Raw genomic sequence first — 24521 nt, forward strand, 5'->3', positions numbered from 1 at the left:
CGCTCACCCTTCTGACGTTCGTTCGTGGATGCATGAGTGGCGAAGCAGGCGTGGGAGCGGGGAGTCGGGCGGCGGCTGTCTCAGGCGTCGATGACGACCGGGATGATCAGCGGCCTGCGACGGTGGGCGCGGAACGCCCAGTTGCCCACGGCGCGGGCGATGAGCTGTTCGAGCTGGTGGGCGTCGCCGACGCCTTCCTGAGCGGCGGTGGCCAGGGTCTTCTCGATGACGGGGATCACCGGCTCGAAGGTGCTCTCGTCGTGGACGAAACCGCGGGCCAGGAAGTCGGGGGCCTCGGCCAGCGCGCCGGTGTCGGCGTCGACGAGAGCCACGACCGTGATGACGCCCTCCTGAGCAAGCGTGACCCGGTCCTTGAGGGACGCTTCGGTGGCGCCGCCGACTTCCATGCCGTCCACGTAGACGTTGCCCGCGGGCACCTTGCCGACGATGGAGGCGCGCCCGTCGACGAGGTCGACGACGACACCGTCCTCGGCGATCACCACTCGCTCGGGATCGACGCCGGTACGGATTGCGAGGTCGGCGTTGGCCCGCAGGTGACGGAACTCGCCATGAACGGGCATGACGTTGCGGGGCCGGACGATGTTGTAGCAGTAGACGAGTTCCCCGGCGCTGGCGTGGCCGGAGACATGCACCTTGGCGTTGCCCTTGTGCACGACGTTGGCGCCCCACCGGGTCAGGCCGTTGATCACCCGGTAGATGGCGTTCTCGTTGCCGGGGATGAGGGAGCTGGCGAGCAGGACGGTGTCGCCCTTGCCGATACGGATCGCGTGGTCGCGGTTGGCCATCCGCGACAGGGCGGCCATCGGCTCACCCTGGGACCCCGTGCACACCAGGGTGATCCGATGGTCCGGCAGCTTCTCCAGTTCCTTGGCGTTCACGACCAGACCGGACGGGACCTTGAGATAGCCGAGATCGCGGGCGATGCCCATGTTCCGGACCATCGAACGGCCCACGAAGGCCACCTTGCGACCGTGCTGGTGGGCGGCGTCCAGGACCTGCTGGATGCGGTGCACATGGCTGGCGAAGCTGGAGACGATGACCCGCCGCGGGGCGGTCCTCAGGACCTGCTCGATCGCGGGGTTCAGTTCACGTTCGGAGGTGGTGAAGCCGGGGACCTCCGCGTTGGTGGAGTCCGTGAGGAACAGGTCCACGCCCTCCTCGCCGAGGCGGGCGAAGGCGCGCAGGTCGGTGATGCGGTCGTCCAGGGGGAACTGGTCCATCTTGAAGTCACCGGTGTGCAGCACCAGGCCGGCCCGGGTCCGCAGGGCCACGGCGAGGCCGTCCGGGATGGAGTGGTTGACGGCCACGAACTCGCAGTCGAAGGGACCGAAGCCGCGCCGGTCGCCCTCCCGCACGCGCACCGCGCGGGGGCGGATGCCGTGCTCCTTGAGCTTGGCCTCCAGGAAGGCAAGGGTGAGCTTCGAGCCGACGACCGGGATGTCCCTCCGTTCGCGCAGCAGATACGGCACGCCCCCGATGTGGTCCTCGTGGCCGTGGGTGAGCACGACGGCCACGATGTCGTCGAGGCGATCCCGGATCGAGGTGAAATCGGGCAGGATCACATCCACGCCCGGCTGGTTCTCCTCCGGGAACAGCACCCCGCAGTCGACGATCAGCAGCTTGCCGGCATGCTCGAAGACGGTCATGTTCCGGCCGATTTCGCCCAGACCGCCCAGGGCGGTCACCCTCAGTCCGCCGTCGGGCAGTGGCGGGGCGGCTTTGAGTTCTGGGTGCGGATGGCTCATACCCTCACGTTACCGGAGGGTCTCCCGGGGTGATCCACTGCCTGGCCCAAGGCGCTGAGGCGGATGCCGCTGGGCGACCCTCGTCATAACCGTGATTGCCGTTGTCGCCACCGACAATCTGGCCCTCGCCGTCGTAGTGGGCTCCATCACTGCGGGCCCCCGCACCCGGCGGGCGTTTCCACGGCTGGCGCATCGTCGCCTGCAGCGCCCTCGCGATGGCGACGCCCATACCCCGCCGGACCACGAGCGTCCCGGTCCTGCCCGTGCACCCGTCAGACGTCGAAGCGGCGGCGGGCGGCCTCGATGTGACCGAGGTACTGGTGGGTCCAGCCGCACATGCCGTCGACCGTGGCTCGCAGGGCTTGTCCCGGCTCGGTCAGGGTGTACTCGACCCGCGGCGGCACGGTGGGGTGCACCTTCCGCTCGACCAGGCCGTAGCGCTCCAGCATGCGTAGGTTCTGGGTGAGCATCTTGTGGCTGATGCCCTCGACCTCGTTGCGCAACTCGCTGAAGCGCAGGGTGCGCTCTCCGAGAGCCTCGATGATCAGGAACGCCCACTTGTTGGCGACGTCCGAGAAGATCTCTCGCGCCAGAGAGTCCGCGCGCCTCAGGTCCGCGTCTTCGGGCGAGCCCGTGAACTGCTTGGTCACCATCAGGTTCCCCAGTCACTGAAAAGTGCGTTCTTCCAGGTCAATGGACACTCTCCTACAGTTCCCGAGTAACCACAAGAGAGCGCGTGCCTCTCGGTTCCGCAGGAGCGAACCCGCGGGCTCTCATGGCAAGGAGGCAGGCAGCATGACCACCGTCGACGTCTTCAATCACCACGTGCCGGCCGAGAGCGACTTCGGATACTCGCAGGCGATCAGGTCCGATGACCTGATCCACGTCTCCGGACAGCTCTCGCTCGACGAAGCGGGCAATTTCCTCCATGCGGACGACTTCGCCGCCCAGCTCAAGCAGACCTACGCCAACTTCGACAGGATCCTGAACCACTACGGCGCCACCCGGAACCAGATCGTCTCGCAGACCCTGTACGTGGTGAACCTGCAGCAGAACGCCCGGGCGGTCTCGGAAGGCAACCTGAGGTACTTCGGCGACCACCGCCCGGTCAGCACAGTCCTCGGCGTCTGTGAACTGACCTTCCCCGGCCAGGTCGTCGAGACCAGCTTCATCATCGACACCAAGCTGACCGCCTGAGCCCGGTCCCGTCCGGTCCGGCAGGAGGCGAACAGCGACGGTGTCCAGGGCGGCGGGGCCCTGGGTACCGTCGGAGCCCCGGCACCCGCGGCTCGAACCGCACGGGCCTCACCCGCCGAAGGAAGGCCTCGGCGTGAGCCCCGCCATCAGGCCTGCCAGAGCCGCGCGCGAGGAGACTCCCGTCTTGCGGTAGACCCGGGAGATGTGGGTCTCGACCGTGCGGCGGCTCAGGCAGAGTTGTTCGGCGATCGCCGGGCTGGTCAGGCCGTCGGCGACGAGGTCGGCGATCTCCCTTTCGCGGACGGTCAGTTGGGCGAGCCGGCGCGTGGGCCCGTCGTCGGCGGCGACCACCGCCGGGCCGACCGCCTCGGCAAGCCCGGCCAGCATTCCGCAGCCACTGGCCGCGGCGAGCCGCCGCCCGCGGTGCCAGGCCGCCTGCCCGCGCCGCGCACCGCGCGGGTCCGCCGCCAGCAGAGGGGCGCCGAAGAGCAGGGAGAACGCCTCCCAGAACACCGCTCCGCTGCGTGCGCTCTCCTCGGCCGCCGCCTGGAAAAGGTCCGCCGCCGCGCCGTCGTCACCGAGACCGAGTCGTAGGTGCGCGGCGCTGCGCATGGCCGAGGCACGCTGTACGGGCAGATCGAGCCTCTCGGCCTCTGTGCGGGCTCGCTCGGCCCAGTCCTTCGCCGCGTCCAGGTCACCCATGGTGACGGCGGCGGTCACCAGGACCTCCAGGAACAACGGGCGCATGGAGGGCTGCATCCGCCGCAGGCCGGGGCCGCCGGCACGCAGTACCGCCTCCCGGGCGCGGGCCGGGTCGCCGGCGGTGAGCGCCGCGTAGCCGAGCACGCACCAGGCGATGGTCGCCCACCAGTTGACGCCCCCACCCGCCGCGGCCACGGCTTCCTCCGCGGTGGCCAGTGGCCGCGGATCGCCGGGTGGGCAGGCGTCCGCCAGGGCGTGGGCTCTGGTCGCCAGGACGAAGGCGAGCAGTTCGTCGCTGCCGATGCCGCGGGCGATGTCCTCGGCCTCTTCGGACAGCTCCACCGCCGACGCGAGCCGGCAGGTCTGGATGCGCACATGGGTCTTGCACAGCAGCAGGTGGGGCAGGAGGTAGAGCTGGCCGGTGCGGCGGGCTATGGCCAGGCCGCGGTCGGCGTGCCGCTCGGCGTCGGTGAAGCGCTCCAGGAACGCCTCCGCCCAGGCCAGCCGGACCAGCGGCTCGCACAGGTCGGTCAGATCGCCGTCCGGCAGCGAGTCCACGAGGGCCGCCGCCCGGCGGGTGAAGTCCTCCGCCGCGGCCGTCTCCCCCTCGTACGCCTCTCCCAGCGCCGCGACGCTCAGCGCACCCGCCACCCCCGTCTCGTCCCCGAGACGGCGGGCCACCTCCAGGGTGTGTGCCACCTCGGAGCGCACCGCCGGGTAGGAGGTGTCGTGCGGGGCCGAGGAGCCCAACTCCAGGCCCAGGGCCACCTGATCGGCGAGCGACGGCGCGGGATCAGTGCGGTGCAGTTCGCGGCGCAGCAGGGCGGCCGCCTCCGCGTAACGGCCCAAATGGCGCTCCATGACGGCGCACAGCACAACAGCGGACGCCCGCGACCCCGTCCCGTCGTCCGGGTCGGGCAGGGCGATCACCTGGTGCAACAGGTCTCGGCTCTCCCGGAGCCGGCCGCCGACGCCCAGCGCCCGGGCCCGCCGCAGCATCAACTCGCGCCGTCTGCTCGCGTGTTCCGGCGTGTGTGGAAGGTGCCGCAGCACCACCTCCAGCCAGTGCGCGCTGCTCGCGGGCGCCGTGTGCGCGGCCTGCTCGGCGGCCTCGTCCAGCACGGCAGCCGCCCGTGGATCCCAGCCGGACAGCGACTGCTCGGCGTGGTGCGCCCGCTCGGCCAGCGGGGCGCCGGTCCGGGCGAGTTCGGCGCCGACGAGCCGGTGGGTCTGCGTGCGCAGCCAAGGATCGGTGCCGTCGCGGACGAGGCTGCGCAGCACGGGGTGGCGCAGTGCGAGCCGCCCGTGCGGTCCGGTGCGCAGCAGGTCGCGCCTGGTCAGTACGGCGAGGTCCGCGGCCAGTTGTCCCGGCTCGTGGCCGGTCACCGGGCCGAGCAGCGCGGGTGTGGCGTGATCGCCCAGCGCGGCCACCACTTGGACGAGTCGGCCCTGCGACGGCGTGAGCGGGGTCAGCTCGTCCAGCAGCAGCGCCCCGAGGCCGGTCGTGGACAGTCGGCTCACCGACGCGCCCTCGCGGTGCGCCTGGAGCAGGGTCAGCAGGTACAGCGGGTTGCCCTCGCTCGCCGTGAAGAGCCGGACGGCCTCGTCGCGGGCCAGGTGGGGGGTGAGCAGCTCGACGCCTTCCCGCTCGTCGAGCGGGCCCAGGACCGTCCGCCGTACTGTGCCGGCGTCGATGCCGCGGGTGAGGGTCGCGGTGAGCGATGCGGGGCTCTGCCGGTCGCGGCGGGCCAGGACCAGCAGGACACGGGCGCGCACGGGGTGGCGTACGAGATGGTCGAGGAGTTCCAGCGACGCGGCGTCCGCCCAGTGCATGTCGTCCAGGACCACGACCAGCGCAGACCCCGCGGCATGCGTCAACAGGGCGGCGGTGGCCCGGTGCAGGTGGAAGCGGTCGGTGCGGCGAGGAGCACCGCTGAGCACCGGGGCGACCTCGGCGGCCCCCGGGAAGGACTCCACGGCCTGCGGATCGAGGTCGCAGAAGGCGTCGGTGAACGGCTGGAAGGGGATGTGGCGTTCGTACTCCGTCGCCCGGCCGCGCAGTACCGCCGCCCCGCGCCGCGTCGCGCCCAGGCACAGCTCATGGACCAGCCGGCTCTTGCCGATGCCCGCCTCACCGCTGATGTCCAGCACCGCCGGGCGGCCGGGCACGTCCCCCACCACATCGGCCAGCAGCCGCTCCACCCGCGCGAGTTCAGCCTCTCTGCCGACCAGCGGTGTCCGTTGCGTCGTCATGCCTCAAGCCCCCCACGGCAGTTGTGCCCCCGCACATCCTGTCGTACGCCAGTGACAACCTGCGGGTTCGTGTCCGCGATCTCACACCGCGTCGACGCCGGGCGCCGGACCATGAGCGTCGAGCAGCGGCACGGCGAGGTCTCGTCCGGCGGGGACGAGCGGATGCGGAAACTACGTAACCGGACTACGTAACAGCACGATCGCCCCGGCCCGACACTCGCGGAAAGATCAAGTCCGTGGGAGCCGCGGCTATTGCCGCACCAGGAAGGTTCCGCGGATTCGGGGGAGGACGGATGTTGATCGTCGGCATCGTGGCAGGCATGGCCCTGCTGGCTGTCCTGATCGTCGTATGGGTGATCCGGCGGTCGGACGGCCGCTACCGGTTCCGGCCGTCGTTCGAGGCGGCCTGCGAGGTCACGGTCGGCGGCCGCACACTCGTGGCGTACTCCGGGCACCGCAAGGTGATCCGGCTCGCGGACCCGGTCGCGCGCGAGGACACGGCGGTCCTCACGGACTCGCGCACCTGGATCCGCGCGCTGTGCGAGATCCACGTCGACGGCAGGCCCCTGCTGGCGTCCGGCGGCCGCGACGGTGTCGTCCGGCTCTGGGATCTGGAGAACCGCGGCGAACTGGTGGCCTCCCTCACCGGTCACCGCGGCTGGGTGTTCGCGCTGTGCACCCTGCGTGTCTCAGGGCGCGACCTGCTGGCCTCGGCCGGCCGGGACGGCGCGATACGCCTCTGGGACCCGCGCGACGGCCGGCTGGTGCGCACGATGGTCGCCGGCCCCCGGAGGCCGTGGACCCAGGCCCTGTGCCAGGTGCGCACGGGCGGGAGAACGCTGCTCGCGTCCGGACACGGCAACGGCACAGTGAACCTCTGGCACGCCGAATCCGGGCAACCGGTACTGGAGCTGGTCGCGCACAACCGCATCGTATGGACGCTGTGCGAGGTGTCCGACGGCGACCGCACTCTGCTCGCCACCGCCGGCTGGGACGGGAACGTCCGGCTGTGGGACCTGGAGGAACCGCGGGAGACCCACGTGTTCACCGCCGGTGTCGGGCCCGTGTACGCCCTGTGCCAGGCGGAAGCCGGTGACCGCACACTCCTGGTCGCGGGCGGCGACGGACCGGGCACCGCGGTCTGGGACCCGTTCACCGGCGAGCGCGCCGGCGACCTGGGAATGGACCTCGCCGGCTTTCTCAGCGGCCACGGCTGGGTCCGCGCCGCCTGCCAGGTCCGGCAGGCCCAGGGCCCGCCGCTGATCATCACCGCGGGGTACGACGACGGGCTACGCGTGTGGGACGTGGCGAAGGAGATCGGGGCGCCTCCTCCAGGAACAAGAGCGCCCTGACCGCTCCACCCGACGAGGTGGGCACAGCGGCCGCATGACCAGAGGCCGTATCTCACCAGCAGCGATCAGGAGCATGGCTAGCTGGGCAGGCGGCCCAACAGCATGGACTCTCTTCCGTCCTGTCGTGACGCTCGCGTCCCACAGGCCTGCGGTGTCACCGCTCAGTGAGGGCCGCAGGACACCGCGTCGTCAGCGCTTCCTGACCGTGGGTCGGCAGGCCCGCAGGCAGAGGACAGGGGAAAGCGACGCTCTGCGTTCAACCTGGCTCGTAGGGGTGGTGTCGTACCCGAGTGCTCCGCCCCGCTCACGGCAACGGCGCCCGGCACCCACGGAGAAGTCACCGTGCAGGAGTTCTCGTGAGGCGCTCGGCCAGCGTGGCGGCGAACTCCTCCGCTCGCGCCAGCTGGGTGCGCAGATCCTCGACCCGCCGCTGGGCGGCCTGCTCGAAGCCGCGAATCCGGTCCAGCAGTTCCTCGTGCTCCTCGGGCGGCAGTTCCTCGCCCGTGTCGAGGCGGTCGGTGGCCTCCAGCAGGGCGCGCATCTCGTCGAGGGTGAACCCGAGAGGCTTCATACGGCGGATGACCATCAGGCGGGCGACGTCGGACTCGGTGTAGAGGCGGAAGCCGCCCTGGGAGCGGGCGGAGGGGGTGACAAGGCCGGTGTCCTCGTAGTGCCGGATCGTGCGCAGCGACAGCTCGGTCCGTGTGGCGACCTCGCCGATCTGCATGTGCTCGCTGCTCACGCGGGGCGCCTTCCTCGTCTCTCGCCATGGCCGCGCACGGCCACTGATCTCTACCCTAACGTTAGGGTAGAGTTGCCTCGGTGTCGGACCAGCTGCCTTTCGTGCCGTTTGCGTGGTGCGGGGATGCCGTCAAGTGGCCGTCACCGGTGTCGGGGCCGATGATGCCGCCGGCGAAGACCGATACCTGCAGGAGAGAGCGTGCGTGTGCCCATGATGCCCGGCGCCGCTGCCTGCCCGCCGTGACCCTTCCTCCCGCAACAGCGCACGATCCGGTGGCGGATCGCTGCGCCGCCGCCCCCTGACTTCGGTCCGCTGCTCGCGGACTCGGTGGTCGGCCGCCCCGGCCTCCCACACCTTCCCGTACGCCCGCCGTGATGCCGGGTGTGCCCGAGCACGACAGGTTCTTCTCGTCTTGTCCTCCTCCGCACTGTCCCCGGCCGCCTGGCTGCACGGCTCCCGGCGCCCTGCCTGGCTTTCCGATCCGAAGGTGCTGCGCACCGAGGTACTGGCCGGGCTCGTGGTCGCGCTCGCTTTGATCCCCGAGGCCATCTCGTTCTCGGTCATCGCCGGGGTCGACCCGGCCATCGGCCTGTTCGCCTCGTTCACCATGGCCGTGACCATCGCGATCGTCGGCGGCCGACCGGCCATGATCTCCGCCGCCACCGGCGCGGTCGCCCTGGTCATCGCCCCGCTCAACCGCGAGCACGGCTTCGGCTACCTCGTCGCCGCCGTCATCCTGGCCGGCGTCTTCCAGATCGTCCTCGGCGCCCTGGGCGTGGCGAAGCTGATGCGGTTCGTGCCGCGCAGCGTGATGGTCGGCTTCGTCAACTCCCTCGCGATCCTCATCTTCATGGCGCAGGTGCCGGAGATGACCGACGTACCATGGCCGGTCTATCCGCTGATCGCGGCCGGTCTGGCGCTGATGGTGTTCTTCCCGAAGGTCACCAAGGTGATCCCGGCCCCTCTGGTGTCGATCGTGATCCTCACGGTCATCACGGTGGCCGCCGGGATCGCGGTGCCGACGGTAGGGGACAAGGGCGAGCTGCCCTCCTCGCTCCCCATGCCCGGGCTACCGGACGTGCCCTTCACCCTGGACACCCTCACCACCATCGCGCCCTACGCGCTCGCCATGGCGCTGGTCGGTCTGATGGAGTCGCTGATGACCGCCAAGCTCGTGGACGACATCACCGACACCCACTCCTCCAAGACCCGCGAGTCCGTCGGACAGGGAATCGCCAACATCGTCACCGGCTTCTTCGGCGGCATGGGCGGCTGCGCCATGATCGGGCAGACGATGATCAACGTACGCGTGTCGGGCGCCCGTACCCGGCTGTCGACGTTCCTGGCCGGTGCGTTCCTGATGGTGCTGTGCGTCGTCTTCGGGCCGGTCGTCTCGGACATCCCGATGGCCGTGCTGGTCGCGGTGATGGTCATGGTGTCGGTGGGCACCTTCGACTGGCACTCCATCGCGCCGAAGACCCTGAAACGGATGCCGGCCGGGGAGATCACGGTCATGCTGGTCACCGTCGCGTGTGTGGTCGCCACCCACAACCTCGCCATCGGTGTCGTCGTCGGCTCGATCACCGCGATGGTCGTCTTCGCCAAGCGGGTCGCCCACCTGGCCGAGGTCACCGCTGTGACCGACCCCGACGGCACGTCTGTGATCTACCGGATGACCGGCGAGCTGTTCTTCGCCTCCTCCAACGACCTCGTCGGCCGGTTCGACTACGCCGGCGACCCCGACAAGGTCGTCATCGATCTGTCCGCCGCGCACATCTGGGACGCCTCCTCCGTTGCGGCCCTCGACGCCATCGAGACCAAGTACGCCCAGCGCGGCAAGACCGTCAGCATCACCGGACTGAACGAGCCCAGCGCCCGCATCCACGACACGCTCAGCGGCGAACTCACCGGCCACCGCTGATCGGCACACGAACCGGCCGAGGGCCGCGGAGCCATCGCGCTCCGCGACCCTCGGCCGGTTCGCCCCAGCTGCGTCCCAGAGCTCTCGAAGGGCAAGTGCCGCCTGGCTGACGCCGCGACAAGCAGCCCCGATGCGACCGCAGCGCCCCAAGGCCGCCTGCCCCTCGCCAACGTGGCCCTCAGGCCGGCGATCCGCCACACCACGGATCCCCGGCACCTCACGACCGCCACCGTCGGCCGGCATGAGGCACGCCCGGTCTCGGACGGCGGGCAGCGCTGAGAGCGGAAGGGTCCGCCGCCCGTCAGTGCTGCGCCAGGAGCGGACCGGCGAGGCGATGAGCGCCGCCGGGTGCCGTTCGGGGCGGACAAGCCGCCTGGGCTTCGGGTGCTCTTTCGCGGTGTGCGGCCTGACCGAGCTGCGCCCAGCCGTCGGCGGCACCGCGGTGAGCAGTGCCTCGCGAAGGGCACGACGAGCATTCGGGCCCCGCCGCATCAGGATCAGCAGCTGACTCACTTGATCCCCGGTGCCTCGGGGCTGCCGGATCGGCCGGGTTTGCCTTCCCAGGGGTATCGCCACTGTCCGATGTCGGGTCCAATGGTGAGAGTCAGGCTCTTCCGCACCTGCACCCGCACCGGTGAGAAGAGGCACGCTATGGATCCATGGCTGATCTGGTTGGTCGTCGCAGCCGTGTTGGCGGTGGCGGAGATCGTCACCCTTACCGCCGCTCTCGGAATGCTGAGTGTGTCCGCCTTGGTCACGGCGGGATCCGCTGCGGTCGGGCTGCCTCTGCCCTTCCAGTTCCTGGTGTTCGCCCTCGTCGCCACGGGCACCGTGGTGTTCGTGCGTCCTATCGCGCTGCGCCACGTGCTCCGGCCGCAAGTGCAGCGATTCGGCATCGACGCTCTGGTGGGCAGGCCTGCTTATGTCCTCTCGGAGGTGACGGGCCGAGGCGGCAGGGTCCGTATCGACGGTGAGGAATGGACGGCCCGCGCCTACGACGAGACGCTGGTGATTCCGCCTGGAAAGACCGTCGACGTCATGGAGATCAGCGGCGCCACCGCGCTCGTCTACCCCCGGGACTGAAACCATGGAAACCTCGGCGTTCCTCATTGCCGGCCTGATCTTCGCGCTGATCGCGGTCTTTACCGTGGTGCGAGCGGTCCGTATCGTGCCGCAGGCGCGTGCTCGTAATGTCGAGCGGCTCGGGCGCTACCACCGGACCCTGAGTCCGGGTCTCAGCCTTGTCATCCCGTACATCGACCGGGTTCATCCGGTGATCGACCTGCGGGAACAGGTCGTCTCCTTCAAGCCGCAACCGGTCATCACCGAGGACAATCTGGTCGTCGAGATCGACACCGTCCTGTACTTCCAGGTCACCGACCCACGAGCAGCGTTCTATGAGATCGCGAATTTCCTGCAGGCGGTCGAACAGCTCACTGTGACCACCCTGCGCAATGTCGTGGGATCCATGGACCTGGAAAAGACGCTCACCTCACGGGACACCATCAACAGCCAGCTCCGCGGCGTACTGGACGAGGCCACCGGCAAGTGGGGGCTGAGGGTCAATCGGGTGGAGATCAAGGCCATCGATCCGCCGCAGTCCATCAAGGACGCGATGCAGAAACAGATGCGGGCCGAGAGGGACAAGCGGGCCGCGATTCTCGGGGCTGAGGGACAACGCCAATCGCAGATCCTCACCGCCGAAGGCGACAAGCAGGCCGCTGTCCTGCGCGCCGAGGGTAACCGTACTGCTGCGATCCTCCAGGCCGAGGGCCAGTCCCGGGCGATCGACGAGGTCTTCCAGGCCGTGCATCGCAACGACCCCGACCCCAAACTCCTGGCTTACCAGTACCTGCAGACACTGCCCCAACTGGCGCAAGGTTCGGGGAACAACTTCTGGGTGATCCCCAGCGAGATCACCTCCGCACTCCAGGGCGTGTCCCGCGCCTTCACCGAGGTGCTGCCCCAGTCTCCGGCCACCCGCGAGAAACCCTCGGACGACAGCGCTGAGCGGGCCGCTGACGACGCGGCTCAGGCCGCGGAAGCCGCCGCCGCGGCTCTCGCCGACGCGGCCGAGGCCGACCGCGCCGCCCCCGACGGCCTCCCGCCTCGCTGACGGTGGATGAAGACCACCGGACGACGGCGTGCGGGCTGTTGTGCTGTTGGCCTCGGATTCGCCGCAGAGGACGGCCAGAGCGCGGTCAAGGCAGGCAGCAACGTGGCTGTCCGGGAGATCGGGATCGGGGAGACGTGATGAGCCGGTTGTGCGTCGACCCCACTTTCGTGGTTCCGGTCTCTACCCCAAGGTGGTACAGGGCCCATACGTCACGCGATGGTCTGCGGGTCGGGGAGCAGCCCTCCCTCGGACAGGCCGGCGGTGGAGGGCAAGGTATCGACCTCGCCGGAGGCGCCGAGCAGCGGGTCCTGGAAGTCGTTCACGCCGACCACCCTTGACGGGCGCGTGCTGCGCTCGCACAGCAGGAGTCCCGACCGGTCAGGAGGCCACCAGCATGGCGCTGACCGAGTCGCAGGTGACCAGCCCGCGCTGGGCGCCTGAAAAGTGTTCGTCGCCCGTCGTCCAGCGGCGCTAACCTCGCTGATCATGGGAGCACGAGCGCAATACGTCGTCGTCGAGAACGGCGCCTGGCAGCGGTACTACTCGCACTGGGCCGCCAACCGGGTGGTCGACGATCTGCTGCCCGGCCCGGTTGCGGCGACACGCGGCTTCCGCGCCAACCAGGAGATCGACGAATGGCTCGACGACGTGTGGTGCGAGGGCGCCGCACTCGTCGACCACGACCGCCGGACCCTGCTCTGGTTCGCCTTCGCGGACAGCTGGGCCGACCACATCGCCGCCCGCGCCGTACTGGCCCGGACATGGCCCGGCTGGGACGTCCGCTTCGCGCACGACGGCATGGGCGATCTGACCCACCACCTGGGCCTCGGCCGGTACCTGACCCGTGCGCCGGGCTGGTTCGAGACCTTCGAGCCTTCCGGGTTCGCGGCCACGGAGTACACCGAGCCCTCCTCCGTCGTCTCCCTGCGCTTGCCCGGCGGAAGCGTTCGCGCGTGGGGCAGCGACTGGGAGCCCATCGAGCACCTTGCCGGCGGCCCCGGCCTGATCGACCTGCTCGTCGCGGCGCCGTCCACCCCTGCGCTCACCGACATGCCGTACGGCGGCGTCCATTTCGACCCGCAGGCCCGCACCGTCTCCCTCTGGGCGGTGCAGACCGTGACCGGCATCCACAACTGGCCGTTGCCGCGCTGGGAGAACTGGTCCCTGGACTTCCGCGGCGACGACCACACCCAGCAGGCCAGGCTGCTCCCCACGGACTTTCCTCTCCCGCGGCCCCCACTCACGGCCGCACTACGGCGACTCAGCGACGGCCTCGACACCCCGCCCCCCGACAACGGCCCGCTCCTTGCCCACGCCGCGGCTGTGCGCAGTCCGGAGGGCACCGTCCCCGTGGTCAACCCCGCTGCGCTGATACCGCACGAACCCGCCGACCCCACCCCGGCCGAACTGTCCGCGCTGCGTACGACGCTCGATGCGCTGGTCGTAGGGGCGGAGGTCGACTGACCGCCACCCTGCGAGCCTGACGATTGTGCTGCGCCCGATCCCATGGCTGGCCGCAGATCTGCTGGCGTTGCCTACGGAGTCGCGAAGTCCATGCACTCCGCCCCGTCGGTCCTGTGAGTGCTTTCTGCATTCCGCCGGGCATCGTAGGGGCCGGCCACAACAGCCTCCAAGACGGCCTGGCCACCTACATGGTCCTCGCCTGGGACGTCGGTCGCTTCGTCGGCCACGGCGGGATCCGGCTGAACTGAGGGGAACGCCAGGGCTGGTCCTACGCCTGCTCGGGCTGAACCCCCAGGACGTCATCTTCTACAGCGTGCTGCCCGTGCTGCCCGTGCTGCCCGTGCTGCCCGTGCTGCGCCAGCCGATCGCCGGGCCCGTCTCGGTCTGCCGGCCGCCGGCCGACCCGAGTGCGGTGCGGGCTCCGGTACAAGGGAGGGTGTGCAGCTGACGATCGACTCACAGGCCGACACCGCCGTGTCCTGGAGGCCATCGGTCAGCCCTGGGGGAGGGGCCAGGACGCATGGTGGCTGCTCTGCGTGGGTCGGTGGGAACTGCGCACACCGCACGGTCGTGTCTCGCCGTCGATGCGTTCGGTCACTGTGATGCCGTGTGGTGCAGCCAGCGTTGCAGGGTGGTGTTGATGCTGGAGGGCAGGGCGCTGAGCTGGTCGATGATGATCCGCCCGCTGCGGCAGACGGCAAGTGGTGCAACCACTCGGTCTGTATCCAGACCTACGACGAGGGCACCTATCTGGGCCGGGTGGAAATCTCGGTGGTCAACACCAGCCAACCCCACCGCATCAGCGCCCGCGTGTGGACCACCAACGGCTGGAGCGCCAACACCAAGGTCGAAGACGTCGCCGCGTTCCGGACCTACCGGGATCAGGCCTACCCTCAGCGTCACTTCCCCGCGGGCACCCGACTCTGCGCGGAAGGCTTCATCGGCGACAGCAGTGTGGGCCTTCCCTGCGTCACTATTACCAACTGACATGGCTCGAACACCTCGCGGAACTGCGGGACGCTGAACCGTGAGCACCGGCGGCTGCGTCGACTGCGGGCCGCCCGACTCCTCGCCCAACGAACCGACGGACCTGACCTCGCGCCGTCACTGCAGAAATTGAGACGGCAGTGCTGTGTCGTCCAGTCGCTCGCGATCCAGACGAAGATGCGATGATGTGTTCGTGGTGCCAGATGCCGAGTGGGTTCGGATTCGCAGGGGCCTGCGCTTCGGGCAGATCTTCGAGGGCACTGTCGTGAAGGTTCCTCGACCCGGCGTGATCGGGATCTTCGTGGACATCGGCCTGACCGTCGGAGGCTTCGTCGATGCTGCGTTGCTTCCGGATCGGAGTGAGGACTGGCCAGCGGAAGGCACCGTCGGTGAGTTCGAGATCTGGTGTGCTGACAGCCGCCAGCAGATCCGGCTGAAGCCGGCCGATTCTCGGTATCTGCGTGGCGACTTCGCAGATTACGTTGAACGCTTCCGTCCCGGTTGGCCGTCCGACGTTGGCCGTCCCGTCCGTGACCCCGGTCCTCAACCTGGCGCGATGCCGGACCGAAGATGACCTTCTGTCCGTGAGTACGGGAGTTCCACGCTTCCAAACCACGCGGAACGGCTGCATGGGAAGGTGGTGCTGGGCCCACCCCTGTGGTGGTGCTGGACCGCTGGCGGGCCAAGCGGGCCGTTCATAGCCTCGTGCTCATGATGGATGACACGAACGAAGAACGAACGGGTACCACCAGGCGGACGGCATTACGTGGGCTGGGACTCGCGGTGGGGGGCATGGCACTGTCCACCGGGCTCGGAACCTCGCCGGCCGCAGCCGACCCGCGTCGCGGGCTCACCACCTACGTCCTGGTGCACGGTACCCACAGCGCCGGCGCGTTCTGGATGCCGATCGCGCGGGAGCTGACGCTGCGCGGTCACCGCGTCGTCATGGTGGACCAGCCGCGGCATGGCGCGGAGGCTTTCGTGCCGGAGTCGTATCAGCGGCAGGACCTCAAAGCGATGGCGGCCGAGCCTTCCCCGCTGAAGGGCCTCGGGCTGGAGGACTACGAGGCGCGCGTCACGGGCATCGTGCGGCGGGCGGCACGGAACGGACCGGTGGTGCTGGTCGGGCACAGCCTGGGTGGCGTATCGGTCAGCCGTGTCGGCGATGCCGTACCGCATCTGCTGCACCACATTTGCTACATGGCGGCCTTCTGTCCCAGCCGCGTCCTGCCCACAGCGGACGCTTGCACGGCGGCACCCGAGAACGCGAACGCCGTCAGCCCGGTCGAGTTGACGGTGGGTGATCCGGACCGGCTCGGTGTACTGCGACTGAACTTCCGGACAGGTGACAGCCGTGAGCTGGCCCTCCTGAAGGAGATGATCTGCGCGGACTACCCCGACGCCGAATTCCGCCGGCTATTGGCCGGCATGCAGACCGACGAGCCCGTCGCCGCATATGCGGGCCGAGCGGTCGGCCGGGCCGGCAGCTGGGGACGCATTCCCCGCACCTACCTGCGTTTCGGCAGGGACCGGACGATCGCCACCGCACTCCAGGACAGGATGATCGCGGAAGCCGACGCGTTCACGCCCGGCAACAGCTTCCGCGTGCACGATTTTCCCGTGGCGTCACACGTCGGCCCTCTGGATCCCGTCCCGGTCGCAGAAATCCTGGACACACTCGCAGGGCAGGGGGGATAGGGCAACTCGAAGGAGTCGCAGGCCAAGAGTGCCTCTCCCTGGGAGCGCCGGAAGCCGCACCAGGTCGTGGACAAGGCGGCCGGGCGGTGGGTGGGGGGATCCCTGCCCCCTCCAAGATCTCCCATACGGTGGGGGCGCCGAGCGCGCGAACGCTGCGGTGGGTGGCTGATCGGGCTGGACTCCGATGACCTGAACGCGGCCGCGGGGTCATGGCTCCATCAACAGGCATATCTTCGCAACTGCCCCGCGTGCGGCGACCTTCCGAAACCTGGCCCGCTGGTTTGGATCCGGCACCGAACGATTTCCGGGAAGCGGAGCGGCAACCTGCACCGCCGCCGCCACTACCACACACGTTCTGTGGGCCCTGATCCGTGACCGGCGCCTTTACAAAGTCGTTCCGCCCCCGTTCAGCGGCTGGGTTCTGGACCTTGGCCACCTTGTTGCGCGTGCGGATGGCCGCGATGCGGCGTGCGGCCAGGTAGATGGAACCCCAGACGTACTGCGGTTCCTGGCCCTCGCCGTCCAGCCCAGGTCGGACATGTCGAGTACGAAGCGGTAGCGACGAGGGGAGCAGTTCGATGTCGGAGGTGATGCCGTGCTCGCCGCAGAAGTCCAGCATGGCGGCGGTCGCGGGACTGCCGCCGCTGCCTGCGGAGCTGAGTTTCTTGCGTCCCACGAGCAGGTCGGTGGTCTCCACGGTGACGGGTCCCAGGTATCCGAGGTGATTGAGCGTCCCGACCATGGCGACCAGGCGCAGGTACGGGCCGAGATCGTGCGGGGAGGCGATGGTGTCGATGATGACGTCGAACCGGTCGCGGGCGTCAGCCATATGCTCTCAACTGACGCTCGGTCACGGTGACGTAGCCGGTGGCGTTCCGAACTTCCGGAACGCGGCGACGGCGACCGGATGGACATCCGTTCAGGACATCCATTCAGAACCCGTCCACGGTCACCGGGTGCACGGGCCGCTCCTCGGGAGAGAAGTCGACCGCCCCCATCAAAAATGTTCCGCCCGGGATATGGGCCATCCCACGGGGTCGAGGACGTCGTACCGGGCTGTGCCGCGATGCTCATGGCCCTCACCGTGTCCCAGCTCTTGCGGCTGAACGGAGGCGCAGTAGTCCGGGCAACGCGAGGCATCGGTAACGGCCGAGAGGAGTGGTGGCCGGCCTTGCAGCAGCGAAACGGGGCAGCAGCACTGCATGAACCCGCAACCGCGTTTCACGCTGGCCGCGACCACTCTTGATGCACCAGACGCCCACGAGTTGGCGCAGTTCTATCAGGGCCTCCTCGGATGGCCGATGCGGAAGGTGGAACCCGGCTGGGCAGAGATCGCTCCGCCCGATGGCAGTCCCGGGCTGTCGTTCCAGACAGAGCCACTCTTCGCCCGCCCGCGGTGGCCTTCCACACGGTCCGAGCAGCAGATGATGATGCATCTGGACATCGAGGTGAACGATCTGTCATCAGCCGTCGAGCATGCTCTCGCCCTGGGGGCGACGGTGGCAGACTTCCAGCCTCAGGATGATGTACGCGTCCTGTTCGACCCGGCGGGACACCCGTTCTGCTTCTTTGTACGCACCGGCCCGAGCGCGTGACAGGCTCTGTCACGCGGTGAGCCGCGGTGGCCGATGAGGGCTGCGGCGACGCCGACGAAGGCAAGGAAGTGCTTGGCCTGGCGTTCCAGCGGCGGACGGCCCACGGCCCCGGCTTTCCAGGCCATGCGCGCCAGGGAGTCCGTCGGGCAGCCAGTGCCGCCATGCGGCGTGGCCTGCTTGACCAGCTCCTCAGGAGAAGTCTGCTGCGGTGATGCCGTCGGGATGTCCGAACGGCCACTCCACCAGCTCGATCCGGTAACCGTCGGGGTCGGTGAGCCACGACGTCTTCGGGCCGTGAGGGCCGCCCGGATACTGGACAGGCTCCGGCTCCAGTCCGGCTTCAGTCAGCGTCTTCAGGGTGACCGTCAGCGTCTCCACCTGGATCGCGAGGTGGTCGACTCCGCTACCCACGTCGACGCGTCCGTCGGCGGGACGGTGGACCAGTTCTAGCGAGGCTGTCGGTTCGCCGGGGAACTTGAGGATCACGAGGCGACTCCCGTCGCCGACCTCGACCCTGCCCAGCTCGACGTAGCCCAAGGCGGTGTAGAAAGCCAGCGAGCGATCCAGATCGGTGACGCGGTAGGCGACGAAGAGCGTCTTCATGCGGCCTCCCCGGGTCGGCGCACCCGGTAACGGAGGTGCGTGACGTCACGATCCTCGAGCCGTCGGACGAGGTCGAGTTCGATGTGATCACTACCGAGGTGGTCGAAGAGTCGTCGGCCGTCCCCGAGGAGGACCTGAACCAGGTGGATCTCCATCTCGTCCATCTGCCCGGCTCGGAGGAGAGCTTGGGCCGCGCCCGCCCCATGGACCATGACCGGCCGGTCCCCTGCGGCGGCGCGAGCCTGACGGGCGCAGTCCTCGACGTCGGTGACGAATCGCGCGTGGCCGGGTGGCACGTCCCCGTCGTCCACATGGTGGGTGAGGACGAGGATCGGTACGCCGTCGTGGTGGTCACCCTGCCAGCGCCCGGCGAGTTCGAAGGTCCGTCGGCCGGAGATCAGCGCGCCGGTAGCCAGCGCTTCGCGGTAGACCTGTCCGCTGGGACCGCCGGATTCCCGGTCGTCGAGCCAGTTGAAAAGCCGTCCGCCGTCGCGTCCGAGCTCCTGCCCTGGCCGATCGTCGGGGCCGGCGATATAGCCGTCGAGCGACATCGACATGTACAGCCGAATCGGATTGTGCATCCTGGTCTCCATCTCTCCTCCATGGCACCAGGAGCCACCGCTTCCTGGTCTGCCGACGGGACGGGCATGTCACAAGGGAGACCTCAGGCAACCGGCAAAGTCATCGGCTTCACGCGCCGGCCCTGATGCCCAGGGGTCGGCGCGCGGAGTTGCAGTCAACATCTGTGGAGGAAACGAGGTCGTTGAAGCTGGGTGGCTCCCGGGGCGTTCGACGGGGTGGCCGCGCTCGAAGCATGCTCCGGCACGGACGGGAGCGACGAGGTGGGGTGCGCATCAAACGGTTCGAGCAGACCTCCCACCTCTACTCGCAGTGCGGCGTCAAGGACGGCCCCAAGCCCCGGCACCTGCGTGTGTGGGAGCGAGGGACGTGCGGGGTCGTCCTGGACCGGGCTATCAACGCGGCGGTCAACGTCGCCAGGGCCTCCGGACTGGCGGGGTCAGCTCGTGGCTGCAGGTAAGACCCGTGTTCGTACCGGCCTGGCGCGGTGAAGCAGCAACCCACCGAGACGGTCCGCCGACCGTGGTCGGAATCCCCGGGCCTTGGCCTGCGGAGCGGACGTCAAGTCTTCGGCGCCGGAGTCGGCTGGGGTCGCATCTCCGATGGCCGTCCCCCGAAATTCCTGCTCCGGCGCCGTGCGTCAGTAGCCGGTGCCGCGCTTGACCTGGGCCCGCTCGATCCCGTGGGCCGCACCCTTGTCGTCCAACGTGCGACACGCGTCGGCGATGTCCTGGCTCAGCCGCTCGACCTGCTCGCGGCTCAGGGTCTCCTTGACGAGGGCGCGCAGGATCTTCACCCGCTCCGCGTTGGGCGGGAGCGTGTATGCCGGCACCATCCAGCCTCGCTCGGCCGAGAGCTGCCAGGCGATGTCGGACTCGTCGTAGGCGTGTTCGCCGACGAGACGGAAAGCGACCAGCGGCAGTTGCTCGAGGTCGCTCCCGATCACTTCGAAGCGGCCGCCGCTGCGCAGGTTGTCGGCCAATGCGCGGGCGTTCTGCTGCATGATCTTCATGATGTAGGTGTAGCCCTGACGACCGAGCCGCACGAAGTTGTAGTACTGCGCGAGCACCATCGACGCACCGGTGGAGAAGTTCAGCGTGAACGTCGCGTCGGTCTTGCCCAGGTAGTTCTCGTAGAACACGAGGTCCTTGGCCAGGTCGGACTCCTCGCGGAAGACCAGCCATCCGATGCCGGGGTAGACGAGGCCGTACTTGTGTCCCGAGACGTTGATCGAACGGACCTGCTCGAGCCGGAAGTCCCATTTTGAGTCCGGGTAGAGGAAGGGCCACACGAATGCGCCGCTGGCGCCGTCGACGTGGATCGGGATGTCGAGGTCCCGCTTTTCGCGGACGTCCCGCAAAAGCTTGTCGATCCCGACGACATCGTCCTTGTGGCCGGTGAAGGTGGTACCGAGGACGGCGACGACGCCGATCGTGTTCTCGTCGAGGTGGGGCTCCACGTCCTCGGGGCCGATCGTGTACTTGCCCTCCGCAAGCGGCACGATTCGCGGCTCGACGTCGAAGTAGCGGCAGAACTTCTCCCACACGACGTGGACGTCTCCGCCAAAGACCAGGTTGGGGCGGTCGACCGACAGGTTTGCCGCCTGGCGGCGCTCGCGCCACTTCCACTTCAGCGAGAGTGCGCCCAGCATGATCGCTTCGGACGAGCCCTGGGTCCGGCAGCCGGTCGTCCTGCCCGGCGCGTGGAAGAGGTCGGCGAGCATGCGCACGCAGCGCTGCTCGATCTCGGCGGAAATGGGGTACTCCGCATGGTCGATGAAATTGCGGTGGAGGTTCTCGGCGATCAGCCGTTGGGCCTCCGGCTCCATCCAAGTGGTGACGAATGTGGCGAGGTTGTGCTGTGGATCGCCCTCTATGGCGAGATCTACATCAACGAGCCTCATGGCGTCCGTCGCAGACATGCCTTCCTCGGGGAAGGTCTGCGAGGGAGCGGGCGCGGTCAGGAATCGGTTACCGAAAAGAAGTGCATCATCGCGCTTGGTCATGCAGCGATTCAAACAGCGCAGGTGCGTTCCCCCGACGAGGGACACACCGAGACGGCACCGCGCGTCGGCCACGAACGGAACCCCTCGCACCAGGAGTCACTTCGGCGCATCGAACACGTCCTTGCGCCGCGCGCTGCCCCGTTGAGGGATCATCAATCGGTCCGAGTGCGGAGGCTCCGCGCCAGGGTGGGGACCATCACGCCTTGCCGTGCGACGGACGGGGTTGCGCAGGGCGCGGGCACCGGTGTCGCGGAGCCAGCAGCCTGCGTCGCTTCCGAGGACCGTCCCGCAGTCGCCATCGCGCAGCTACAGCTGCACCCGCCCGCGGGTGACGACGCCGAACGCGTCGCACCACTCCGCCGCGACCACTGCGACAGGCGCGCCACCGCGCAGCGTGAGCGGCCACACCGGGACTACTCCGTGCCGTCCGCCGGCAGGCGCTCCGGCAGCCCGAGCCGCAGGAACTGGTCGTCGTGGAAGATGACGATCTCGGTGATCGCCCCGTCGGCGATGCGCAGGACATCGATCGTCAGCGGCAGGTACGCGCCCTCCCGCTCCCGCCAGAGGTAGAAGGCGAGGGCGGGCTGCCGGTTCACCGATGTGAGGACGCAGCGCAGGCGTCCCAGGTCCACGAATCCGTCCTCGACCCAGTTGTTCACCACCGTGTCGCGACCGACGTACAGGCCCGGGGTGGGCGGCATCGAGCAGCGGACGTCGTCCCGCAGCATGGCAGTGAGAGCGTCGACGTCCTTGGCGATGCTCGCGTCGGTGAAGCGGCGCACCAGCTCGCGCGTCCCCGGGTCCTCCTCGCCGCTGGTCCAGTCCTGTCGCTCGGTGGGCAGGTGCTCCCGCATGCCGGCGCGGGCCCGCTGCAGCGCGCTGTTCACGGAGTTGACGGAGTCCCCGAGGAACTCCCCGACGTCCTTGGCCGACCAGCCGAGCAGGTCCCGCAGGATCAGCACGGCCCGTGGCCGCGGCGCGAGGTGCTGCACCGCGACCAGGTACGCCAGCTCGATCGTCTCCCGAGCGATGGCGACGGTCTCCGGTTCGTCCGCGCCACCCGTGGGCAGCTCGTCGAGCAGCCGGTCCGGGTAGGGCTGCAGCCACAGCACCTCGCCGCCGGTCGCAGGCTCCGGGCGGCACTTGGCGAGCAGGTCCAGGCAGGCGTTGGTGGCGATCCGGTACAGCCAGGCACGGAACGTCGACCGCCCCTCAAAGGTCTCCCGCCGTCGCCAGGCACGGAGGAACGTTTCCTGGACGGTGTCCTCGGCGTCCTCGAACGACCCGAGCATCCGGTAGCAGTGCACGTGCAGCTCCCGCCGGTGCCGCTCGACCAGCCCGGAGAACGCCGACGCGTCGACCTCACCCAGCCCGCTCACGCCCAGCTCCTCCAGTCGCGCGTCCGCACTCATCGCGTCGCCCTCCGCCTTGTCGTGTCCCGTCGTAGGTGTGACGGGTACGGGTGCGAAAACTCATCACTGGCGAGGACGGCCTGCACCATTGCGGACGTCCGGGAGGGATTGTGGCAGCTGTGTTCACGGCCTTCCGCCGACGCGACAGCTTCGGCCGGTAGCAGAACTCAGGCGCTGGTCCACCTCGTACGGTCGCGTGCAACAGGGTGACTGTTGATCTGGCTCCCCTCAGCAGTCCTCTTGGATCGATCACCTAGGGTGGCGCGGTGACTGATGAGCAGGAGCGGGTGCAGCCGTCGGGAGTGTGGGCCACGGCGGTGGGGGTGGCCCGGGTGCGGGCGCTGGAGAGCGAGCGGGAGAACGCGCTGTTCCGCGACCCACTGGCACAGGCCTTCGCCGCCGCCGGCGGCCTGTGGCCCTCCTCGCCGCCGCTGCCTGATGACGAGGCCGCGCGACGCCGCCGGCTGGCCGTGTCGTTCTCCATCGTCATCAGGACGAGGTTCCTCGACGACCTGTTGCAGCAGGCCTCCGCGTCCGGGGTCCGGCAGGTCGTGCTGCTCGGCGCCGGCATGGACGGCCGGGCCTTCCGGATGGACTGGCCCGAGGGCACCCGGCTGTTCGAGGTCGACACCGCCGCCCCACTGGACTTCAAGGCTTCGGTGCTGCGCCAGGAGCGGGCCGTCGCACGCTGCGAGCGGATCACCGTCGCGGTGGATCTGCGTGAGGACTGGCCAGGCGCGCTGGCCGCCGCAGGACACGACCCGGCCGTGCCGACCGCGTGGATCGCCGAAGGACTACTGATCTATCTGCCGGAGGATGCGGTGGAGCTGCTGCTCGCCCGGATCAGCGCTCAGTCGGCGCCAGGCAGTCGGATGGGGCTGACATTGGGCTCGCGCGGGGTGATCGAGCGCTTCGGAGCGGACGCCGCGCCGGGATCGGCGGCGTCCATGTGGGTGTCGGAGATGCCCGACGACCCGGTGGGCTGGCTGGCCGGGCATGGCTGGGAGGCCGGCAGCCACACTCTGCGCGAGCGCGCCGCCGCTTACGGCCGCCCGCTCAGCACCCCGCCGCAGCCCGAGGAGCGGCCGGGCGGACTGATCTCGGCGGTCCGCCGGTAGAGCGCCTCCCAGTTCCCTAGGTGATGGAGTCCAAGGGGGCTTGACGAGTGGAGCAGACAAGGGCTGCATCGCCGCCGGAGTCGACCGTTGCCTGGCATCCCGCGGCCCCTGTGCCGCAACCGCGGCACCCCGCTGTGCCGCGGGAACTCCGCCGATGAGTTTCCGGCGATCGTGCCGTCTACCCCTCGACGAAGGGAGCGCACCATGCGCGAGATCATCGTTTGCACATTCCTGACACTGGACGGCGTCATGCAGGCGCCGGGCGGCCCGGACGAGGACGCTGAGAGCGGCTTCGAGCACGGCGGTTGGCAGAAGCCGGTGGCCGACGACGAGGTCGGCACGGCCATCGCCGGTTGGTACGAGCACTCCGACGCGATGCTGCTCGGCCGCAAGACGTATGAGATCTTCGCGTCGTACTGGCCGACCGCCGATCCCGGCAACCCGTTCACGGAGCGGATGAACAACATGCACAAGTACGTGGCCTCTCGGACTCTGACGTCGGTCGAGTGGCAGAACTCCACGCTGTTGGAGGGCGACACCGTCGATGCCGTACGCACGCTGAAGGCGTCCGACGGCGGCAACATCAACGTGGTCGGGAGCGGCGATCTCGCCCAGACCCTCATGCGGCACGGCCTGGTCGACGAATACCGGCTGACCATCCATCCGGTGATCATCGGTACCGGCAAGCGGCTGTTCGCCGACGGAGCGATCCCCACTGCGCTGGAGCCGGTCAGCGTCTCGACGACGAAGGGTGGCACCATCCTCGGCGTCTACCGGACGAACGGTGAACCCAGCTACGACAGCTACTAGCTGGGCCGCGGCTTTCTCCGGCGATCGACGTCGGTGCTTGAGCTGATCGCGGGCAGCCGTTCACGCACCGGGCGCGGGCCGCAGCCGGTCCACGGCCTGGGCTACCTGCTGCGGATCGACGGCGCCGGCGAGCACCCCCACGACCGGCGCCATCCCGAGGCCGACCAGGCCCCCTGTGTGCGGCGACCGACCCCGAGTACG

22 protein-coding genes and 1 pseudogene are annotated in these 24521 nt (G+C 69.2%); 14 read left to right on the forward strand and 9 right to left on the reverse strand.

The genetic code is table 11. From position 1 onward, the window contains the following. Positions 1 to 80: 80 nt before the first annotated feature. Together QF027_RS46570 and QF027_RS46575 are read right to left on the reverse strand one after the other, a co-directional pair. Entirely contained in the window at positions 81 to 1766 is a 1686-nt protein-coding gene (locus QF027_RS46570; protein ID WP_306972803.1) for a ribonuclease J, read from the reverse strand. A gap of 272 nt (positions 1767 to 2038) precedes the next feature. Continuing rightward, positions 2039 to 2419 carry a winged helix-turn-helix transcriptional regulator gene (locus tag QF027_RS46575; protein ID WP_306972802.1) on the reverse strand — a complete coding sequence of 127 codons (381 nt, stop codon included), beginning with the start codon at positions 2417 to 2419 and terminating at the stop codon, positions 2039 to 2041. Between the two features lie 142 nt (positions 2420 to 2561). Between QF027_RS46575 and QF027_RS46580 the strand changes: the two genes are divergently transcribed. Next, positions 2562 to 2963: a RidA family protein gene (locus QF027_RS46580; protein WP_306972801.1), complete on the forward strand. Its 402-nt coding sequence runs from the start codon at positions 2562 to 2564 to the stop codon at positions 2961 to 2963. Positions 2964 to 3071: 108 nt separating this feature from the next. Here the strand turns inward: QF027_RS46580 and QF027_RS46585 are convergent, their stop codons facing one another. Next, complete coding sequence (locus QF027_RS46585) at positions 3072 to 5918, reverse strand: ATP-binding protein (RefSeq protein ID WP_307081640.1); 2847 nt, start codon at positions 5916 to 5918, stop codon at positions 3072 to 3074. Between the two features lie 293 nt (positions 5919 to 6211). Between QF027_RS46585 and QF027_RS46590 the strand changes: the two genes are divergently transcribed. After that, the gene (locus QF027_RS46590) at positions 6212 to 7270 is read left to right on the forward strand and encodes a WD40 repeat domain-containing protein (protein WP_306972799.1); all 1059 of its coding nucleotides are present in this window, start codon (positions 6212 to 6214) and stop codon (positions 7268 to 7270) included. 337 nt (positions 7271 to 7607) lie between these two features. On the opposite strand, the gene QF027_RS46595 is transcribed toward QF027_RS46590, so the two are convergent. Next, on the reverse strand, positions 7608 to 8012 hold the full coding sequence (locus QF027_RS46595; protein ID WP_306972798.1) for a MerR family transcriptional regulator: 405 nt from the start codon (positions 8010 to 8012) through the stop codon (positions 7608 to 7610). A 412-nt stretch (positions 8013 to 8424) separates the two neighbouring features. Here QF027_RS46595 and QF027_RS46600 point away from each other — a divergent pair, with 412 nt between their 5' ends. The 8 genes from QF027_RS46600 (at position 8425) to QF027_RS46635 (ending at position 16198) form a co-directional block, all read left to right on the forward strand. Further along, complete coding sequence (locus tag QF027_RS46600; protein ID WP_306972797.1) at positions 8425 to 9933, forward strand: SulP family inorganic anion transporter; 1509 nt, start codon at positions 8425 to 8427, stop codon at positions 9931 to 9933. A gap of 651 nt (positions 9934 to 10584) precedes the next feature. Continuing rightward, complete coding sequence (locus tag QF027_RS46605; RefSeq protein WP_307081642.1) at positions 10585 to 11016, forward strand: NfeD family protein; 432 nt, start codon at positions 10585 to 10587, stop codon at positions 11014 to 11016. A 4-nt stretch (positions 11017 to 11020) separates the two neighbouring features. After that, positions 11021 to 12049, forward strand: coding sequence for an SPFH domain-containing protein (locus QF027_RS46610; RefSeq protein ID WP_306972795.1), 1029 nt, complete (start codon positions 11021 to 11023; stop codon positions 12047 to 12049). A gap of 486 nt (positions 12050 to 12535) precedes the next feature. After that, positions 12536 to 13513 carry a hypothetical protein gene (locus QF027_RS46615; protein WP_307081644.1) on the forward strand — a complete coding sequence of 326 codons (978 nt, stop codon included), beginning with the start codon at positions 12536 to 12538 and terminating at the stop codon, positions 13511 to 13513. Positions 13514 to 13626: 113 nt separating this feature from the next. Beyond that, positions 13627 to 13761, forward strand: coding sequence for a hypothetical protein (locus QF027_RS46620; protein WP_307081646.1), 135 nt, complete (start codon positions 13627 to 13629; stop codon positions 13759 to 13761). 361 nt (positions 13762 to 14122) lie between these two features. Next, positions 14123 to 14500, forward strand: coding sequence for a hypothetical protein (locus QF027_RS46625; RefSeq protein WP_306972792.1), 378 nt, complete (start codon positions 14123 to 14125; stop codon positions 14498 to 14500). A 193-nt stretch (positions 14501 to 14693) separates the two neighbouring features. Beyond that, positions 14694 to 15074 carry a hypothetical protein gene (locus QF027_RS46630; protein ID WP_307081648.1) on the forward strand — a complete coding sequence of 127 codons (381 nt, stop codon included), beginning with the start codon at positions 14694 to 14696 and terminating at the stop codon, positions 15072 to 15074. Between the two features lie 218 nt (positions 15075 to 15292). Next, a complete protein-coding gene (locus QF027_RS46635) occupies positions 15293 to 16198 on the forward strand; it encodes an alpha/beta hydrolase (protein WP_307082738.1) in 906 nt (301 codons plus the stop codon). Between the two features lie 525 nt (positions 16199 to 16723). Here the strand turns inward: QF027_RS46635 and QF027_RS46640 are convergent. Then, positions 16724 to 17027, reverse strand: a pseudogene (locus QF027_RS46640) (NAD(P)-dependent alcohol dehydrogenase); the annotation flags it as partial. A 373-nt stretch (positions 17028 to 17400) separates the two neighbouring features. On the opposite strand from QF027_RS46640, the gene QF027_RS46645 reads away from it, so the two are divergent. After that, positions 17401 to 17793, forward strand: a complete 393-nt coding sequence (locus tag QF027_RS46645) for a VOC family protein (protein WP_307081650.1) — start codon at positions 17401 to 17403, stop codon at positions 17791 to 17793. A 189-nt stretch (positions 17794 to 17982) separates the two neighbouring features. Here the strand turns inward: QF027_RS46645 and QF027_RS46650 are convergent, their stop codons facing one another. Both QF027_RS46650 and QF027_RS46655 read right to left on the reverse strand, forming a co-directional pair. Further along, complete coding sequence (locus QF027_RS46650) at positions 17983 to 18396, reverse strand: VOC family protein (protein ID WP_307081651.1); 414 nt, start codon at positions 18394 to 18396, stop codon at positions 17983 to 17985. Further along, on the reverse strand, positions 18393 to 18977 hold the full coding sequence (locus tag QF027_RS46655) for a dihydrofolate reductase family protein (RefSeq protein WP_306972787.1): 585 nt from the start codon (positions 18975 to 18977) through the stop codon (positions 18393 to 18395). The genes QF027_RS46650 and QF027_RS46655 overlap by 4 nt, the downstream gene beginning before the upstream one ends. Positions 18978 to 19249: 272 nt before the next feature. Between QF027_RS46655 and QF027_RS46660 the strand changes: the two genes are divergently transcribed. Then, positions 19250 to 19435: a zinc ribbon domain-containing protein gene (locus tag QF027_RS46660; RefSeq protein ID WP_444876110.1), complete on the forward strand. Its 186-nt coding sequence runs from the start codon at positions 19250 to 19252 to the stop codon at positions 19433 to 19435. A gap of 180 nt (positions 19436 to 19615) precedes the next feature. On the opposite strand, the gene QF027_RS46665 is transcribed toward QF027_RS46660, so the two are convergent. Then, positions 19616 to 21052 carry a glutamate decarboxylase gene (locus tag QF027_RS46665; protein ID WP_306972785.1) on the reverse strand — a complete coding sequence of 479 codons (1437 nt, stop codon included), beginning with the start codon at positions 21050 to 21052 and terminating at the stop codon, positions 19616 to 19618. A 341-nt stretch (positions 21053 to 21393) separates the two neighbouring features. Further along, positions 21394 to 22392 (reverse strand): RNA polymerase subunit sigma-70, encoded by a 999-nt coding sequence (locus QF027_RS46670; RefSeq protein ID WP_307081655.1) that lies wholly within the window; start codon positions 22390 to 22392, stop codon positions 21394 to 21396. Positions 22393 to 22658: 266 nt separating this feature from the next. On the opposite strand from QF027_RS46670, the gene QF027_RS46675 reads away from it, so the two are divergent. Together QF027_RS46675 and QF027_RS46680 are read left to right on the forward strand one after the other, a co-directional pair. Beyond that, entirely contained in the window at positions 22659 to 23510 is an 852-nt protein-coding gene (locus QF027_RS46675) for a class I SAM-dependent methyltransferase (protein ID WP_307081657.1), read from the forward strand. A 204-nt stretch (positions 23511 to 23714) separates the two neighbouring features. Then, the gene (locus QF027_RS46680; RefSeq protein ID WP_306972782.1) at positions 23715 to 24320 is read left to right on the forward strand and encodes a dihydrofolate reductase family protein; all 606 of its coding nucleotides are present in this window, start codon (positions 23715 to 23717) and stop codon (positions 24318 to 24320) included. The last annotated feature ends 201 nt before the right edge of the window (positions 24321 to 24521 follow it).

The organism is Streptomyces canus (assembly GCF_030816965.1).
Lineage (GTDB): Bacteria > Actinomycetota > Actinomycetes > Streptomycetales > Streptomycetaceae > Streptomyces > Streptomyces canus_E.

What these genes read in the sequence shown, in the direction of transcription:
- QF027_RS46570 (WP_306972803.1), bottom strand. Translation starts at nt 1,766, where the DNA reads ATGAGCCATCCGCACCCAGAACTCAAAGCCGCCCCGCCACTGCCCGAC.
- QF027_RS46575 (WP_306972802.1), bottom strand. Translation starts at nt 2,419, where the DNA reads ATGGTGACCAAGCAGTTCACGGGCTCGCCCGAAGACGCGGACCTGAGG.
- QF027_RS46580 (WP_306972801.1), top strand. Translation starts at nt 2,562, where the DNA reads ATGACCACCGTCGACGTCTTCAATCACCACGTGCCGGCCGAGAGCGAC.
- QF027_RS46585 (WP_307081640.1), bottom strand. Translation starts at nt 5,918, where the DNA reads ATGACGACGCAACGGACACCGCTGGTCGGCAGAGAGGCTGAACTCGCG.
- QF027_RS46590 (WP_306972799.1), top strand. Translation starts at nt 6,212, where the DNA reads ATGTTGATCGTCGGCATCGTGGCAGGCATGGCCCTGCTGGCTGTCCTG.
- QF027_RS46605 (WP_307081642.1), top strand. Translation starts at nt 10,585, where the DNA reads ATGGATCCATGGCTGATCTGGTTGGTCGTCGCAGCCGTGTTGGCGGTG.
- QF027_RS46610 (WP_306972795.1), top strand. Translation starts at nt 11,021, where the DNA reads ATGGAAACCTCGGCGTTCCTCATTGCCGGCCTGATCTTCGCGCTGATC.
- QF027_RS46615 (WP_307081644.1), top strand. Translation starts at nt 12,536, where the DNA reads ATGGGAGCACGAGCGCAATACGTCGTCGTCGAGAACGGCGCCTGGCAG.
- QF027_RS46635 (WP_307082738.1), top strand. Translation starts at nt 15,293, where the DNA reads ATGGCACTGTCCACCGGGCTCGGAACCTCGCCGGCCGCAGCCGACCCG.
- QF027_RS46645 (WP_307081650.1), top strand. Translation starts at nt 17,401, where the DNA reads ATGAACCCGCAACCGCGTTTCACGCTGGCCGCGACCACTCTTGATGCA.
- QF027_RS46650 (WP_307081651.1), bottom strand. Translation starts at nt 18,396, where the DNA reads ATGAAGACGCTCTTCGTCGCCTACCGCGTCACCGATCTGGATCGCTCG.
- QF027_RS46655 (WP_306972787.1), bottom strand. Translation starts at nt 18,977, where the DNA reads ATGCACAATCCGATTCGGCTGTACATGTCGATGTCGCTCGACGGCTAT.
- QF027_RS46670 (WP_307081655.1), bottom strand. Translation starts at nt 22,392, where the DNA reads ATGAGTGCGGACGCGCGACTGGAGGAGCTGGGCGTGAGCGGGCTGGGT.
- QF027_RS46680 (WP_306972782.1), top strand. Translation starts at nt 23,715, where the DNA reads ATGCGCGAGATCATCGTTTGCACATTCCTGACACTGGACGGCGTCATG.